11 protein-coding genes and 1 tRNA gene are annotated in these 16602 nt (G+C 41.5%); 3 read left to right on the top strand and 9 right to left on the bottom strand.

Features of this window, described 5'->3' with window-relative positions:
- Window positions 1-195 precede the first annotated feature (195 nt).
- The 9 genes from BANH1_RS07095 to BANH1_RS05575 form a co-directional block, all read right to left on the bottom strand.
- Window positions 196-819: an autotransporter domain-containing protein gene (locus BANH1_RS07095; protein ID WP_051039106.1), complete on the bottom strand. Its 624-nt coding sequence runs from the start codon at window positions 817-819 to the stop codon at window positions 196-198.
- A complete protein-coding gene (locus tag BANH1_RS07090; RefSeq protein ID WP_051039105.1) occupies window positions 795-3128 on the bottom strand; it encodes an autotransporter outer membrane beta-barrel domain-containing protein in 2334 nt (777 codons plus the stop codon). Before BANH1_RS07090 ends, BANH1_RS07095 begins: the two co-directional genes overlap by 25 nt.
- Window positions 3107-3355 (bottom strand): hypothetical protein, encoded by a 249-nt coding sequence (locus tag BANH1_RS07425; protein ID WP_187287493.1) that lies wholly within the window; start codon window positions 3353-3355, stop codon window positions 3107-3109. Before BANH1_RS07425 ends, BANH1_RS07090 begins: the two co-directional genes overlap by 22 nt.
- A gap of 732 nt (window positions 3356-4087) precedes the next feature.
- A complete protein-coding gene (locus tag BANH1_RS05610; RefSeq protein ID WP_015398404.1) occupies window positions 4088-6385 on the bottom strand; it encodes an autotransporter outer membrane beta-barrel domain-containing protein in 2298 nt (765 codons plus the stop codon).
- 1675 nt (window positions 6386-8060) lie between these two features.
- Window positions 8061-8134, bottom strand: a tRNA-Gln gene (locus BANH1_RS05595).
- A gap of 67 nt (window positions 8135-8201) precedes the next feature.
- Window positions 8202-8960 carry an iron ABC transporter ATP-binding protein gene (locus BANH1_RS05590; RefSeq protein WP_015398403.1) on the bottom strand — a complete coding sequence of 253 codons (759 nt, stop codon included), beginning with the start codon at window positions 8958-8960 and terminating at the stop codon, window positions 8202-8204.
- The gene (locus BANH1_RS05585; RefSeq protein WP_015398402.1) at window positions 8957-9907 is read right to left on the bottom strand and encodes an iron chelate uptake ABC transporter family permease subunit; all 951 of its coding nucleotides are present in this window, start codon (window positions 9905-9907) and stop codon (window positions 8957-8959) included. The genes BANH1_RS05590 and BANH1_RS05585 overlap by 4 nt, the downstream gene beginning before the upstream one ends.
- Window positions 9900-10856 carry an ABC transporter permease gene (locus BANH1_RS05580; RefSeq protein ID WP_015398401.1) on the bottom strand — a complete coding sequence of 319 codons (957 nt, stop codon included), beginning with the start codon at window positions 10854-10856 and terminating at the stop codon, window positions 9900-9902. Before BANH1_RS05580 ends, BANH1_RS05585 begins: the two co-directional genes overlap by 8 nt.
- 89 nt (window positions 10857-10945) lie before the next feature.
- A complete protein-coding gene (locus BANH1_RS05575; protein WP_015398400.1) occupies window positions 10946-11866 on the bottom strand; it encodes a siderophore ABC transporter substrate-binding protein in 921 nt (306 codons plus the stop codon).
- A gap of 387 nt (window positions 11867-12253) precedes the next feature.
- Between BANH1_RS05575 and BANH1_RS07420 the strand changes: the two genes are divergently transcribed.
- The 3 genes from BANH1_RS07420 (at window position 12254) to BANH1_RS05560 (ending at window position 16480) form a co-directional block, all read left to right on the top strand.
- Window positions 12254-12397: a hypothetical protein gene (locus tag BANH1_RS07420; protein WP_187287492.1), complete on the top strand. Its 144-nt coding sequence runs from the start codon at window positions 12254-12256 to the stop codon at window positions 12395-12397.
- A gap of 223 nt (window positions 12398-12620) precedes the next feature.
- Window positions 12621-12926: a hypothetical protein gene (locus tag BANH1_RS05570; protein WP_041583078.1), complete on the top strand. Its 306-nt coding sequence runs from the start codon at window positions 12621-12623 to the stop codon at window positions 12924-12926.
- Between the two features lie 539 nt (window positions 12927-13465).
- Window positions 13466-16480 (top strand): autotransporter outer membrane beta-barrel domain-containing protein, encoded by a 3015-nt coding sequence (locus BANH1_RS05560; RefSeq protein WP_015398399.1) that lies wholly within the window; start codon window positions 13466-13468, stop codon window positions 16478-16480.
- Window positions 16481-16602 lie beyond the last annotated feature (122 nt).

The raw sequence follows: 16602 nt of genomic DNA, 5'->3' as shown, positions 1-16602 counted from the left end.
CAAAATGCATTGCGTCTTTGTCTTTTTTAAGGTACGCAATAAAAAAATTGAAAACAATTCCTCCCTCAAGAAGGTCTCTCCGTTTTATCTCTTTTTCCTTACAATAGAGCCTTAAAGAGAGGAGCTTAAAGGGGAGGGGGGACGAAGCCAAAAAATTTAATATATTTAGCTTTTTTGCGAATAAGTCGGAAAAATTTAAAAACGATATTGCACACCCCCTGAGACAGTTGCACCAGATATGCCTGTTTCCTGAATCTTGCGCCAATAGCTCACATCCCCATGAAGGGAAATTTTGTGAGAAAACCGCGCATTGACGCCAATTCCACCTTCAATCGAAGAGCCCATAGAATCTGAAGGAAAGTTCTCACCCATCTTTATCACCCCACCATCGCCAAAGGCCCTGATAAAGTTGACTTTACTGTAGAACGAGAGCGTGTTGTCTTCTTTAATAGTGGCAAAATCTTTCGTTAAACGCCCACCAATCCGCATCAACCATTGACGAGGCTGTCCCATATCAACTTCAAAATTATCAGCATCCGAAATGGTCTTTAACATCAAGCGCTGATAAACAAGTTGTGCTTGCGGCTCAAATATCAATCCTTCTGCAGAGGTCCCCAGTTTTTGGCCGAGGGTAGCAGAAGCACTGAACACTTTCCCATCATTGATTTTTGCTGTTTCTCCGATGATGTCATTGGCGATATTCCCCTTCAGCAAACCGTAGGACAAGAGAGCATCGATATATAAACCATTCTGATGCTGTACACCGCTATAAGCTGTGAGCGACCATTTATCGATTATGCTTTCGCGAGATGCCTCCATCTCTTTTGGAGTAAAAAGATTCGACCATAAGAGCCCAAAAGACCCAAATGCACGGTAGTATTTTGATCTTCCGAAGCCGTGAAGGTGAGACCTGTTTGTACCGCTCCATAACGCACATCAGCATCGTAACCATATTGCAGTGGTGTGCGCTTGGAAGAAATGGTTAATTTATCACCGTAGGAGGATAGGAAGAATCCCTTTGTTCCGCCCTCTCTCATTTCAGGTGCCATTATTTGCATATTAGCCAAAACTGAACTCTGATGATTCAGATCTGTAAGACCAGATGAGAATAGAGCATTTGGCAAGGTCAAATAGCTGGCAGCTTGCGGCACGAGAGCTCTGATTTTTGCATTGGGATCAGCATATGCATTTTGCAAGCGGAAATCCCAAAATGGCTCTTCTTTTTGATTAGAAGAACCTTCTTGATTAAATTTATTTCCCTTTTTATCAGCCGCGCCGTGTTTTGATGTCGGGCCGTAGGCATTAAGCTCATATTTATAAGGCAAATTATCAAACGTCGTATAAGCATTTTCTAATTTAAAGGAGTCTTCGTTCGCTTGTCCAAGAACTTGAACAACCGAAACTCCCCGCGTATTATTTGGAGGGAGAGGAGCCCCAGATTCATTTAAAACAGGATTATCTCTTCTTGTTTTTTCACTCTCTTTAACGGCTTTCACGTGAATTTTTGTGCTACCTAACACTTCCCCGTGAATGAGAAGTTGGTCAATTTTTTGATCAGCTTTTACAGTAGGGCCACGCCATTCAGTGTTTAAAGAAATTTTTGCATCACCGTTCGCTTTGTAGACTTGTTTAGTATCTAGAACGCTCTCTCCTATATATAGCGTCTGATAATGACCTTCTACGGGACCTTCGAAAAGGATGCTGCTATTATCGAGCATCAGAGCAGAAATCTCCGATTTTGCCCTTGTTTCAATAGGAATCACTTCGTAAATAGGTTGTTCTTCGCTATTACGTGGTGCCATTTTCATTACTTTTTCGTTCTTACTGATCTTTAAGATCCATTGACTACCATTATTGAGGTTGAGAATTGTCCTACTTCCCTCTAAAGGCCTTGACCCGCCCTCTAAAATAGAGTGATCCGCATTTAAAGTAAGAAGAGGAGCAGGGTTCTCATTTTGAGCTGCATGGGGGTAAAACCCTGTGCCTCTTAATAAAACGTCGGCGCGAATTTGCGAATTTTTGAGATTGATACTACCACTTGAAAAAGGGCCGGCGATACCAGCGGTCTTTTCAGCAAAGACCTTTGTGTTGGTCAGCATTACGTCCCTGACAGGCGCTATTGCACCAACAAGGTTTTGTTCCTCTTGCCACTGGAAGATAATACCAGCAGAATCAGGGCCCGTGTCATCTGTGACAGTTATGTTTGCGTCTGTGAGATTAATCCGACCCTTCTCAACCAATAAGCCGTAAAATTGCACTACTCCGTTAACATTCTTACCATTAATGCTTCCATCGTTTATGGCGTATAATGCGAAGGAACCTGAGATAATAGAGCCTTTTGGCATAATGAGATTCACATGCTCCCCGTCTGCAATTATCTGATTATGCTCGCTATGGATGTAAGGATTAGGTGAATTCGAAATATTATTTTGGGTTCCAACTATGTAGCGTGCTTCTACAGGTAAGTGAGACTGTCCATTTACGCTGAGCACTGGATGTCCAGATATAGCTATAGTTCTAGGCCGGGGTATAACACCGGCTTCATATTGTCCGGGCATCATCACAATTGTAGTTTCCCGTGAAGATAGGGTCTGCGGATTTTGCATGGACCGCGCAGATAGAGTTACAGGTAAGGATATAGGGGACACAGAAGGCTCAAGGGGTAGAGATTCTTCGGTGCTCCTTCTAGACCTGGCCCTTGAGGGTTCAAATTTGGTCACAGATGAGGAAACAGGTGCAGCCCCGGGCACCTGTGACGAAGCCGCAGGCACTTCCTCAGATAGATCAGGGAGAGTTATAGATTCATTTTCAGGTAGATCAGGTGGGATCTCAGATCCACCACCAGATACTCCTGATAAAGTTACAGAACCACCTGCTGATATTCCAGTCAGAGTCACAGACCCATTTCCAGATAGATCAGGTAGAATATCAGATCCGCTCCCAGACATACCAGAGAGTCTAGATTTGCCTCCAGTTATCCCACTTAAGCGCACGGACCTAGTTCCAAACGGCCCATACATAGTTCCCTGTAGTCCATACTGTGTATTAAGTCTATCCCCGGATTCCCTTTTATATTTAGCTCCATACCCAGAAACGGCCGTAACTTTCACAGCTCCATGCCCAACCATGGATGAAGTTCTATATGGGGTTCCGTTTCTGACTCTGTGCCCATTGAATCCGTTATATCCATTATATCCATCATATCCATGTATGGGATCAGAGTGGGGGCCGTGATAAGCTCTAGGTCCAGCCCCATATAATGGGTCGGATTCGGCTCCAGATGCGGCCCCAGACGTGAAGCTAGTTCCGGACATACCGGCACTGGACCCGGACATAGACCCAAGTTTGGACCCATATCTAGATCCGGATATGGGGCAATATACATGTACGTTTTTGTGTCCAGATCCATGTTTAGAGCTAAGAGCAGGACAATATACAGCCCCGTATCTGGCTCCATATCCGGCCAAAAACCCAGTTCTATACCCAATTTTGTATCCAGATCCATATCCATCCGTATACCCGGATGCATATCGGGCTCCAGGTCTGCTTCCCTGCAGGCTTTCGTATTTTGTTCCATACCAAGTTCCGGACCCAGTATGATATGTAACTCCGTCTCCTGTTGTTTGCGAGACTTTAATTAGATATGAGTTTTCAGGATTAGCACTTGGTATGTGCGACACATATGGCTGCGTATCTATAGTTGTGGGTTGCATTGATGAAACTGTAATTGCATACGGGGTTTTAGCACTAGCGCTGGGTGGGTATAATATAGAGGGCGGCATCCCCGTAGTGTGTGCTTGTGCACTCGTAGTGTGTTGAGATTCTGGAAGTTCGGGTGCGGGTGACGTAGGGGAGGAGGAGTTATACGAATTTGCATAAACTAACTCACAATAAGGGAAAAATAAAACTCCTGCAGCCGTACATAATAAAAGGTCTTTTCTACACATAACCTATGCTCCTAATTTGCATTTCTTTTCTTTGCAATGAAATTTCGAGGGTAGTTTGATACATTATGTATTTTATGCAAACGCGAAAAACGTTACATAACCGTTTTTACGCCCTCTAAAAGCTGTACATTAAAGTATTTTTAAAAACGATAGCGCATACCCCCTGAGATAGCGGCTCCGGATACGCCTAATTTTTGAATTTTGCGCCGATAGCTAAAATCACCATAAAGTGCGATCTGAGACAGCTGTGCATTAATACCAAGCCCTGCTTCAATCGAAGATCCAGTGGAATCAAAGGAAAAGACGTCACCGATACGCATCGTTCCTCCATCACCAAAAGCTTTAATAAAATTCAATTTACTGTAAAAGGAGAGGATTTGACCGTTTCCAACAGGGACAAAATCTTTTGTTACATATCCACCAACACGCACTAACCATTGTTGAGGATCACCCATATCAACTTCGAAATTGTCGGCATCTGAAATAGGCTTCAACATTAAACGCTGATAAATGAGCTGTGCTTGCGGTACAAATACCAGTCGTCCAATATCGGTTATCAATTTTTGGCCAATAGTGGTTGAGGCCCTCAACATCTTCCCATCATCCAACTTTGCCGTATTTCCTGCGAGAGCGTTAGAAATATTTCCTCTCACAACATCGTAGGAAAGAAGCGCATCCATATACAAACCGCTTCTATGCCCTACACCGCTATAGACCGTAGATGACCATTTATTCAGAGTGGTTTTATTAGAATCCCCCACATTCTTCGGGGAGAAAGAAAGTTGGCCATAGGTGCCCACAAAACCTAGCTGCGCAGTAATATCCTGATTTTCTAGTAAGGAAAATACAGTGCCTGCTTGTACCGCAGCATAGAGAGCATCTGCCTCATAAGCGTATTGCGATGGAATACGATCAGAAGATAAAGTCGCTTTACTGCCATATGAAGATAAGAAAAATCTTCCTCTTTTATCTTTTTTTGCTTCTAGTTCAGCTACTTGCATATTCGCTAAAATGGCACTCTGATTACTAAAATCTGTGAAACCGGCGAAGAATAAAGCATTGGGCATGAGTAAATAGTTGGCGACTTGTGGCACGAGAGCTTTTATCTTCGCATCGGAATCAAGATAGGCATTTTGCAAGCGGAAATCCCAAAAAGGCCTATCTCTTTCATTAAGAGGGAAAGAGAGAGTTTGCTCCGCTCCTTTTTCTTCAGCATTAGCCGCACCGTGCCTCGATGTTGGCCCGTAAGCATTGAGTTCATATTTATAAGGCAAATAATCAAACGTTGTATAACCATGTTTTAATTTGAAAGAATTTCCGTCTGCTTGCCCAGAAACTTGGACAACCGAAACACCTTGTGCGTTCCGTGGAAAAGGTATTTTCTGTTGGCCTAAAACAGGGCCGTTTTTTTCTATTTCTTCTCTTTTTTTAATGGCTCTTACATTAATCGTTGTACTACCTGAAACATTGCCATTAATCATAAGCCGATCAATTTTCTGATCGGCTAAAATGGTTGCATCCCGCCATTCAGTGTTTAAATAAATCTCTGCGTTACCGGTTGCAGTGTAGACTGTTGCGGCACCGGGGTCTTCAGGGTGTATATGCAATGTTTGATAATAACCTTCTTTTGGTTCTTCGAAAATAAGAGCACTATCATCGAGATTAAGTACAGAAACCTTAGACTGCGCCCTTTCTTTAATAGAAGAAAGCGCAAAATTCAGGGGGTTTTTGTCATTATCTGGTTCATTTTTACTGATTTTTAAAAGCCACTGACTACCGTTATTTAGATTAAAAACTATTGTACTGTCACTCGCAGGTCTCGTCCTGCCTTCTAAAAAAGAACGGTCTGCAGTGAGTGTGAGGTTAGACCCAGGCGCATTTTTTCTATGTTTTAATAAAACATCAGCGTGGATCGCCGAATTTTTAAGGTTGATTATGTTGTTTGCAGAGGATCCGATAATGCCGATACCATCTTCGACGAGAAGCTTTGTATTCGTAAGAATCACTGTATTCTTAGGGACTACCCCATCGGGAGAAGGCTGGCTCTGCGTTTGGAAAGCAATAGCACGGGCATTATGATCGCCTTTAACAATTACGGTCGAATCTTCAAGGTTAATCGTACCGCCTGCGCTTTGCAAACCAGTTATTGTCGTCTTTGCATCGATTGCCATGGCATCAATGGTTCCTCCATTTGACGCATTTAGTGCAAAAAATTCCGAAGTAATCGCTCCGTTTATGATTGTGGCCACTGCATTCTGGCCGTTTGCATATACACCGCCATTTCTGTCTCGGATACTAAAATTGCGCACGATCTTAGTATCATTTTTAACCTCAAACATAGGATGTACGACCTGACCCCCATTTGCATAGCTGACACTGCAATCAGAGAAAAATAAAAATCCAGCAACTGTACGCAACAAAACGCCCCTTTTGCACATGCACGTGCTCCTAGTTTTTATTTTTTATTGATAATAAAATTTTGATGCGAATTACTAACTCATTACGTATTTTATGTAAAGCTAAAATTTAGCACATATTGTGCTTATGAATTGCAAAAGCTATACGGAAAAATGCCTTCAGAAAACGGGGTGTGCATTCTTAAAAAAGCAGCTTAAAACATCATCGAAATTTGTGCTAATGACTGTGAAGCGTATTATTACGCATTAATACAGTATTTTTCACAATTGGGGATTTCACGAAATCGAGGAAAGCACATTGCTCGGCTGCTTTTTTACGTTGCCGTTAAAAATTTTTATACAATTTGTTTTTCAATGAACGGAAATTATGATGTGTTAGGTGTTTTCACTCAATTAACTAAAATGGCGGAAAAGTTTTATTTTTTTCATAAAAAAGAACTTTTTAAGTGTAAATATGTAGTTTTGATCGCTTAAAGTGAGCATATTATATTGCACTGTTTTTCGATCAAAATAAACATATGAAATGGTAGTACCTCCTCCAAAGGCAGCTGTGCTAGACGCACTTCATTTCTGAATTTTGCGCTAATAATTGATATTACTGTGAAAGGCGATCTTGTGGAAAGCTCGCGCATTTACGGCAATTTCATCTTCAATTAGAGACTTCGTGAAATGCAAGGGGAGGGACGAATCTAAAGGAAAATCTCCTGCATCTTTATTATTCCACCATCGCCAAAAGCCCTGATAAAGTTTACTGCGCTGTAGAGAGCATCTCTTGCCCTCTTGAATGAGGAAAAATTTTTTGTTAAATACTCGGCGAGCTGCATTAACTCATTAACTATCGATGAGCATAGCCCGTATTAACTCCAAAAATAGTGTTTGAGCTGCGGGAATTTTTATGTAGGTGCCGTCTTTTACGGAATTTAACCGATAGGCGCTGCGTCGCCGGTGGTCGTTTCGGGTTTTTGGGCAGGCAAGAGCAACAGCACCCAATTGATTTGTGACAGTTCTTATTTGAATTTTTAAGATCAATCGCTCTGCGTCGAGATCAGGCAACTAAGTTTTCTATTATTGTGGCACTCATATGTAGCTCTAGCTATTTAATCGCGCTGATCATCGATGTTTGTGTCTTTTGGGATGGCTAATGCTACACCACCTAAAGTTATAATTTCTCGTTTCATTATGACGATCAAACAGTAGGGGACTTTTAAAGAGCACTGTGATTTTTCCAAATTCCATCTGTGACTATTGCAATATGATGATCATGAATGTTTATGTTGTTTTGGGTTGGAGGACCGTAAAACTCACTAACTTTGAAACATATTTTCGCCTATTGCCCAGACGCTGGAGGCTCAGCAAAAATATCATTCATATAAACCAAGCTGAAATAGGAGAAAACAAGAATCCGGTAATTTGGCAATTTCTAAAGGCGCGTTAATAGAGATCTAAAAGGGTGCTTAAACCTCAAAACACCAATTTACGTAAAAGCTACAGCTTTGTGGGTAGATATTTTAGCTTAGATGTAGATCATAGAGCATCATCTTACACCAAATTAGTTCGTGAGCAACGGACTAAGGATACAGATAAACCGAGCAAAGGCTCAGGGAAAATATAAAAAGAGTAAATATAAAACTGAGTTAATAGAAGCGAAAAATCGGAGATATCTAAATTTTATATGTTTGCTGCTTCAATCAAAATTTGGCTGGGGAACCTGGATTCGAACCAAGATTAACGGAGTCAGAGTCCGCTGTTCTGCCATTAAACTATTCCCCAGCACGCGAATTATGTTGTTTTTAACAGATTTTAAAGCGCGAGCAAGCCCCAAAAGAAGTACATAGAATTATTGATAATAAATAGCGATCGGCACGCCATCGATTGTTTTGACTTGAATATCCACATCATAAATATCTTTGAGAATTTCTGGCTGCATAATTTCTTGAGGGCTTCCGTGATAGGCTGCTTTACCGTTTTTGAGAGCGACGATTATATCTGAATAAGAGGAGGCGAAATTGACATCGTGCATGACAATGAGGACGGTTTTTTTCAGTTCATTAGCTGTGCAGCGTAATTGCTTCATCATGGCGATAGAATGTTTCATATCAAGATTATTCAATGGTTCGTCTAATAGCAAATAATCAGTATCTTGACAGATGACCATTGCGATAAAAGCGCGCTGGCGCTGTCCGCCGGAAAGCTCATCTAAAAACCGTGTTTTTAAATCTTGTAAGCCAAAATATCGGATAGCACTATCGATAAATTGTTTATCTTCGTTATTATATCGGCCTTTAGAATAGGGGTAACGCCCAAAGCTTACTAAATCATAGACGGTAAGACGAACAGAGAGAGGATTGTCTTGGCGCAATAGTGATAATTTCTTCGCTAAGATATCGTGTGGTGTTGTGTAAATATCGATGCCATCGATGTTTATGGTGCCTTTATTTTTCGGCAATAGACGTCTTATCATCATCAAAAGTGTTGATTTTCCAGAACCGTTAGGGCCAATGAGGGAAATAATTCCCCCTTTAGGGAGACGAAGGCATAGATCGTTTATCACTAATCGTGCGTCATAAATTTTGGAAAGATGATTGATTTCAATCATTTTAATTTTCCCTTCGTCAACAATATTAAGAAGACGATTCCACCACAAAATTCAACAATGAAGCTCAAGCGCCCTGCCATATTAAGAATTTGCTCTAAAATAAATTGTCCGCCGACTAGGCAAATGACGGCCAATAATACTGCAATTGGTACAACAACGCTGTGTTTTGCTTGAGGTGAAAGTCCATAAGCGAGGTTAGAAACCAGCAATCCGAAAAATGTGACTGGTCCAACAAGCGATGTGGAGATAGATACAAAAACGGAAATAAAAATGAGGATAGTCATGGCGCTTTTTTGATAATTAACTCCAAGATTGAGGGCGGAGTCGCGTCCAAGAGCGAGAATATCAAAAAGATAGCGTAGACGCCAACCAATCAGGCTAAAGATCAAGATAATAACTACGGAAAAACTAATTAATGATGGGTTGAATTTATTAAAATTGGCGAACATGATATCTGTTAAATTCATAACTTTGTCTGGATCTAACTGCAATTGCATAAACATACGTAAACTGAAAAAAAATCCGCCAAAAACAACACCAATCAATAGGGTGAGGTGAAGTCCTTTAAGATTTCCTGAGAAAAAACATAGAAAAAGGCTCACTGAAAAAGCGACCAAAATAAGGCACTCGAGAATAAACTGCGCTTCTTCGTTCAAAAATGGCAAAGAAAGTGAGCCAAGAAAATAGATCATAACGGTTTTAATTAAAATATAAAGCTGATCAAACCCCATAATAGAAGGGGTAAGGAGGCGATTATTGACAATCGTCTGGAATAGAACGGCAGAAATGGCGATTGTATAGGCAATGAGCAGAAGAGAAACAAGTTTTGTTAAACGAAAGGTCCACGTATAAGCATTTACATTCCATGTCATATAGAGACCGGTTACGGCACATGCTATGACGATGAGTATTGTCAGTATAAGCTTAGTCGATTTCTGTTTATCCAAGACGCTTTCTCCAGCGTAAAAGGAGTATAATGAAAATAAAACTACCAATAACGCCCATTATGGTACTAATGGGGATTTCAGCAGAATGATAAATTGTTCGCCCTAAAAGATCGCAGCTCAGTACTAATCCTGCGCCGCTGATTGCTACCCAAGGAGCACTGCGACGCATGTTATCGCCCACGAAGACTGCAACAAGGTTTGGGACAATGAGTCCAACGAAAGGAACACGGCCAACGGTACAGATCACCACAGCGGTAATTAACGCAATAATTAAAAGGCCCAAAAACATAATGACACGGTAATTAAGACCAAGATTATGTGCCAAATTTTCTCCGAGCCCGGCTATTGTGAAGCGATCAGCAATAAAATAGGCAAGGATACATAAGGGGAAAGCAAACCACAAGAGTTCATATTTTCCCTCAAGAATCATCGAAAAACTGCCAAATAAATAAGCTTGAAGAGAAGGAAGGAGCATCTCATGGTCGGCAATGGCATTGGTTAAGGAGCCGATGACATATCCAAGAATAATGCCTGTGAGTGGTATAATGAGGGTAGATTTTAAAGGGATTTGGCGCAATAAAAACACAAAAAGCAATGAGCCAGCCATCGCAAAAGCTGCAGCAACGGCCATTTTTCCCAGAACGGGTACGTCTGGAACATAAATCATGACAAATAAAATACCAAGAGACGCTGATTCAACAGTTCCAGTTGTTGCGGGCTCAACAAAACGATTATTTGTAAGAAGTTGCATAATCAGGCCTGAAAGCGCAAGCCCCATGCCTACCAAAAGCGCTGCCATCGTGCGCGGGAGGCGCGTCTGCCAGAAAAGGAGCCACGCATCTGGATCCCCTGACAATAGGACGGAAGGCGTTATATCAGAATAACCAACGAAAATGCTAAGGACAGAGAGCAGAGCGACAATTGATACAGCTACCCAGTAATTTTTCACGCTGAATTCTTTCAAAACAATAGCAGAGATCTTTTACAATAATCTCCGCTATCAAATTTTATGTTTTAACGAATAACCTATTCGCAGAATTATTTGCTCTTCATGAAGGCCTCATTGAGCTGTTGGGCAGCTTCATTTAGTCCGGTTAAACTACCGCTAGCACGGTACCAACTCCAAGAATCCAAGTAAATGGTCTGGCCTTTCATCCCTGCTGTTGTCTTCTGGATAAGATCGTTGTCAAGTAGTTGGGCTGCAGATTGTCCTTCCCGCCCAATTGCGGCATCCCGATCAATAACCAATAACCAATCAGGATTTGTTTTGAGAATAAATTCAGGTGAAACGAGTTGCCCGTGTTTTTGTACGGTTAGTTCACGGGTTGCAGGAGCAATTCCAAACCCAGAATGTAAAATGTCGAAACGTGACCCAGGACCAAAAGCGCTTATTTTTCCGCCAGAGGTCATCAAAATTAGTCCTTTGCCTTTTCCTTCAGCACTTTTACGAACTACTTCTAAATTTTCGCGGAGTTTTTCAATTTCCTGCAGAGCTTCTTTTTCCTTATTAAAAATTTTTCCGAGGACGGTAATATTATGTTCAATGTCTTGGAGGGCACTTTCATTTCTCACTGTCAGGTCAATAGTTGGGGCAATTTTGGACAATTCTTTATATTTAGATTGCGTCCTCGCGGAGACGATAATGAGATCAGGCCGAAGATTGGCGATTTTTTCGTAATTTGGTTCAAAGAGAGTGCCGATTTTTTCATATTTATCATCGTCAAATTGTTCCAAATACGCGGGTTTTTTTCCTTCGGGAACCCCAACGACTGCCTCGATACCAAGGCGGTTCATATTATCGAGTGTTGCAAGACAAAAAACCACGACCTTTTTGGGAGTAGTAGTGATAGAGGTGGTGCCTGAAACATGATCGATATTTACATTTGCCCATGAAATGGTTGCAAAGCTTATTATAGCAGCTAAAACAAAAGCCACCCATTTTATACATTTGGTAGTCATCATTTTATCCTTTTGCTTCGAAAACATTACAATGTACAGGCAAAGAATCCTTAACAAAGATCTTTTATCTACGTGTAATGCTACAGAATACGTTATGTTGTAAATTGTTTCAATAATGCGCTATTAATCAGTAGATTAAGGTTTATTTAGGTATTTTTGCAAGCTTTATTTTATGGAGGAAAGCAACTTGATTATGCATAAGGTTTTTATAACTATATATAGCTGCCTGTTCTTACAGTGAGCCTTTTTAGCTTTCTGCAAAATATGGGTATTTATGAGGAAATTCCTTCATCTTTATCGCGCGGTGCAGCTGTGTAGTCTGCATTCAGCAGTTTCTTACTTATGCGAGGACGATAACGCACGTAAAATCGATAATAAATTCTTTTCATGATACAGAACGGTGAGAATGCTATAACTTTGCAGAAGGCGTGTATGATTATTGGAGCAAAGAATGTGGCTGTCGTTGGCGCGGTGGCTTCTGGTAAAAAAGTAAATGGTGTTTTTGCAGCATTACAGGGAAGGGATGCCTAAAAATTCAGCCATTCAATCTGTACAGTGTGGTTTATGGTTAAAACAGGTGGGAATGATTGAGATGATTAGCGGGGCAATCAAAGCTTTTAATGTAGCTATTGGGGTAGATCTCTTTAAGAACTGCGCGTGTTAATTTAACCGCTACAGAAATTGGGGTGGGGGAGTGAGAGTCGTGGGAGGTCAGCGAGTTATGATGATCCAATAGCGGTGGACGGGTGGCTATTTGTTTTTCCAGTGGAGCAGGACCAGTTCAATTTTTGAAGGAGTTGTTAATTCAGGGGGGGCGTTAATATTACCGGCAGTGGTAAAAAAAACGGTGCTGGATAACCAGAAAGTAGAAAATGCGGGGTTTTATGTAAATGGGCTTTTATCTTATGGTCTTTCGAGGGTGATGTTTTTACTCACACAGGGGGAAAACGGCTTACACAAAGAGCAGCCTTCTGAGCGCTTCACGCGACAGTGGCAAGGCTTTTGCGGTATGGCCCAGGGATCTTATTTTGATCTGCATGTTTGGTTTATTTATCAATAAATTTTATTTGATAAAGCACATGATATTGAAGGCTTTGATATTGAGATAGGAGACCCTAATCAATGGACAATGCGCGTTGGTAGGCGCTTCAATGAGGAGTTTTCTGCTGCCGAAGGAATAGTTTTATTCCTCCATTTATAGGAAGTTGCATTTTAGCAGCGGTTTTAAGGACGAGTAGTTTGCATCTTTTGGGGATGATTTTAGTGGGGTGCACTTGATTCTTTCTTAAAGCAGGGGGGTATTCACGTTCCGTTATCTTCGAAGATAGCGTTTTACGGTAATTCAGCTTACCAAATATAAGCTTACCGACGCAGAGCTTTCTGGAACGAGTTTTGCCAGTGGTTTGCGTTATCATTTTTAATCGATATTTTTGGTTAAACGCAAAGTGCAAAATAAGGTGAAATATTGCCAATTGTGTCTTTATTTTGCGTTTTATCTTTACACAAAATCCGTAATGGATTATACCCTAAGCCCTAGATGTGCCCTTTTATGGGTGTTTTTTGTTTTGATGGGGAGGGGAGAAAGTTCAGAACGGAATTATGATCCCAGTGTTTAGAAATCATGTGCGTTTGTATGCCCTTACAACGGCTCTTTTTTCTTTTATATCAAATACGAGTATTTATGTGAGGGCTGAATCGTCTGCGGCTAAGTCGCCTCAATGTGAAAAGCAAGAGCTCCCTTATGATTGTAGTGATGGCAAAATACATACATTGGAGGGTAAATCCTACAAATTCGATTTTCTTGGGGAACCTGGAGGTTCTTCACAGCCTGTTCCTCCCCTCCCTCCTTCTATTTCAGGCTCCCTTGCTGCTATGGTCGCGAGCAATGCAGGTACGGTTATCGAGGCAACAGATATAGATATTGGTGGTAGTTTGAATATTGAGGATATATTTGTGCCGTCAGGGTCAGGGGATTATGGTGCGGTTGCGTTATCAGGCGGAAAGATTATCTTAAATAACCCGAGTTTAAGTGGCGTGATGGTAGGTGTTGCGGTTAACGGCGGGGGCGTTGAGGTGAATGGTGGGTCAATTGTGGCCGAGACGGGTATTCTTGCAATGGGACGAGAGGTAGTAGCTGGGCAAGAAGTAGAAGCAGAAGGAGAGCGGGAGGTAGCAGCAGAGCATGAAACATCTGTTATTTTGACCGATACAAAAATTCAGGCGAGGAATCAGATATTAAATTTGAGGGAATATAGTGTGATTAATCGTTTGGGTGCTGCTGTTAGGATGGGGATGGGCGCGAACGTCCAAATGGTCGGCGGATCAATCAATATAATAAACGCCGACGGGGTTTTTTTGACGGCAAAAGGAAAGGCTACTTTAGACGGTGTAACCATTACCGCAAATGGTGAACAGGTGCTAAATGGTAACCATGTTCTGAATGGTGCGCAAGTGCCAAATGGTGAACAGGTGCTAAATGAGGAGAATTATGCAGTTTTGAGTGTTTCTCAAACTGGTTTTATTGGCTTCAAGAATGGGAAGATTGATGCTACGAATATTCACGGCCTATTAATCGGGAATGGAGTAGTCGGCGACGCAGAATTTGAGCAAATCAACGGGATTGATATTGAAAATTCGACCATCACTGTGAACGGCGGTGGGGCCTATGGTATGTTTTTCTTTTCGCATCATATAGAGGAAGAGCCAAATAGGCAAATGCAGGCAGATGAAGCCTCAATATTGAGTGAAGGGGGGGAAGAGAATACAGAGGAAGATCCGGGTACCGTATTTGAACGGGGAGTTGTTCGGTTGGTGCAGACGACTTTCACGGTTCCAGATAGTACGGCCATTTATAGTAATGGAGCCCGCAATTCCGTCGGCTTATCGCGGGGAGCGGAGATTTCCGGTGATCTATTATTAAAGGCCACGGAGGGCTCTTTTGTATTAATTCAGGCTCATTCTTCTTCGCTTAAAGGCGGAACTCATATTGATGAGCGGTCTTCTGCCAACCTTTTTCTAACAAATGGCTCGAAATGGACTTTGACACCGAGTAAACGAGAAGACCCAGAATTCCGAGACTCAGATTATTCGACGTCACTTGTTTCATATCTGCGCCTTTCTGACAGCTCGGTTGTTTTTGAGCGACCAATGTCTGGGAAATATCAGGTGCTTTACGTTGGAGAAGATGAGGGTGGTCTTAGTTGGGAGGCAAATGGTAATGCGCGACTTTATCTCAATGTGGGTCGTTCAAATGATAATAAAAAAGCCGACCAGTTGTTAATTTACGGTGATGTTTCTGGGACGACTAAAGTCCATATACAATCTATCTCAGAAAGTTTTGATGAGGTAAGTGATAGCGAAAATAGCCGGGGTGTTTCAGTCATCCAAGTTTTTGGGAAAGCAGATGAAAATTCCTTTATATTAGATGGCGGTTATATGACGCTGGATGCTTTGCCTTATCAACATCGTCTTCATGCTTATGGTCCTAGTTCTTCTCTGGGAAAAGCAACTAGCGGCATGAAGGCATTGATTGATGGAAATCGTCAAATTTATGAAGAAATTGACCGAGGTGATGCAGATTTCTGGGATTTTAGGTTCGCGAAAAAATACACACAGCTTTCTCCTTCTCGTTCTCATTTTGGGGAAAGAGTTAGGGCTGTTGTTCCACAAGTTTCAACCTACTTACTCTTGCCGAATGCTTTGTTCCACGCAGGTTTAATAGATATCAGCGGTCAAGGTAAGCAATTGGAAATAATGCGAAGTGCGTCTAATGGGTTTTTAAATAATAAACAGGAGGCCATTTTTGTACGCGCTCATAGAGAAAGTTACCATTATACTTCCAACCTATCGGTCCTTCGATATGGGTATAACGCTGATTTTAATTACGATGCTGTAGAGGCGGGCATTTCGTTGAAAGCGTTAGAGAGTGGATATTTTGCTACATCTTTTGGGGTTATGGGTACTTACGGCAAGTTCTCTCTTAAGCCTCAGGATGTCGAAGATAGTCAAAAAAATACGTTTGAGAAGTGGTCGGTCGCGGCACATGGTAATATACAGCATGATACGGGATTCTACGTAGATGGATTTTTATCATATGGTTTATTTAAGGGTGATATTTCTACCGTTGCACGGGGTAAAACAGCTCATTTAAAGGGCAAACCTTTAAGTGCTTCACTGGTTTGCGGTAAGCTTTCGGTGATAGGAGGTGGAGGTCTTGTATTTGATCCTCAGATTCAGCTTATTTATCAACGTCTCCTGTTTGATAAGACACGTGATGTTGACGGCTTCGATATTGAGATAGGGGAACCCAGTCAGTGGACAATGCGTGTTGGCGGTCGTTTAAATAAGAGATTTTCCGCCGCTGAAGGAACGCGTTTTATTTCTCTTTATGGGAAGTTGCACTTTACCAGCAGTTTTAAGGACAAACAGTTTGTGTCTTTAGGAGATAGTTTCCAGTTGGGTGCGCTTGGTTCCTCTTTGGAAGCAGGGGTGGGTGTTCACGCTCAATTATCTTCGAGGATGACGCTTTATACTGATTTGTCCTATCAGCATAAGCTGGCAAGTGCAGGATTTTCTGGAGCCAGTTTCTCTGGTGGTTTGCGTTATCACTTTTAATTGATATTTTCGATCAAACGCAAAATAAGGCTATATTTTACAAATTGTGTTTTTATTGTGCGTTTGATCTTTACATATAATTCATTATGAATTATAGAGTGTACGCCCTTCGGTGGGCGTTT

It is taken from the genome of Bartonella australis AUST/NH1, from assembly GCF_000341355.1.
GTDB classification, from domain to species: domain Bacteria; phylum Pseudomonadota; class Alphaproteobacteria; order Rhizobiales; family Rhizobiaceae; genus Bartonella; species Bartonella australis.
Note: the sequence above shows the minus strand (reverse complement) of the source record. Positions and strands in the feature narration are given on the sequence as shown.

What these genes read in the sequence shown, in the direction of transcription:
- BANH1_RS07095 (WP_051039106.1), bottom strand. Translation starts at nt 819, where the DNA reads ATGGAGGCATCTCGCGAAAGCATAATCGATAAATGGTCGCTCACAGCT.
- BANH1_RS07090 (WP_051039105.1), bottom strand. Translation starts at nt 3,128, where the DNA reads ATGGTTGGGCATGGAGCTGTGAAAGTTACGGCCGTTTCTGGGTATGGA.
- BANH1_RS07425 (WP_187287493.1), bottom strand. Translation starts at nt 3,355, where the DNA reads ATGGGTCCAAACTTGGGTCTATGTCCGGGTCCAGTGCCGGTATGTCCG.
- BANH1_RS05610 (WP_015398404.1), bottom strand. Translation starts at nt 6,385, where the DNA reads ATGTGCAAAAGGGGCGTTTTGTTGCGTACAGTTGCTGGATTTTTATTT.
- BANH1_RS05590 (WP_015398403.1), bottom strand. Translation starts at nt 8,960, where the DNA reads ATGATTGAAATCAATCATCTTTCCAAAATTTATGACGCACGATTAGTG.
- BANH1_RS05575 (WP_015398400.1), bottom strand. Translation starts at nt 11,866, where the DNA reads ATGACTACCAAATGTATAAAATGGGTGGCTTTTGTTTTAGCTGCTATA.
- BANH1_RS07420 (WP_187287492.1), top strand. Translation starts at nt 12,254, where the DNA reads ATGATACAGAACGGTGAGAATGCTATAACTTTGCAGAAGGCGTGTATG.
- BANH1_RS05560 (WP_015398399.1), top strand. Translation starts at nt 13,466, where the DNA reads ATGATCCCAGTGTTTAGAAATCATGTGCGTTTGTATGCCCTTACAACG.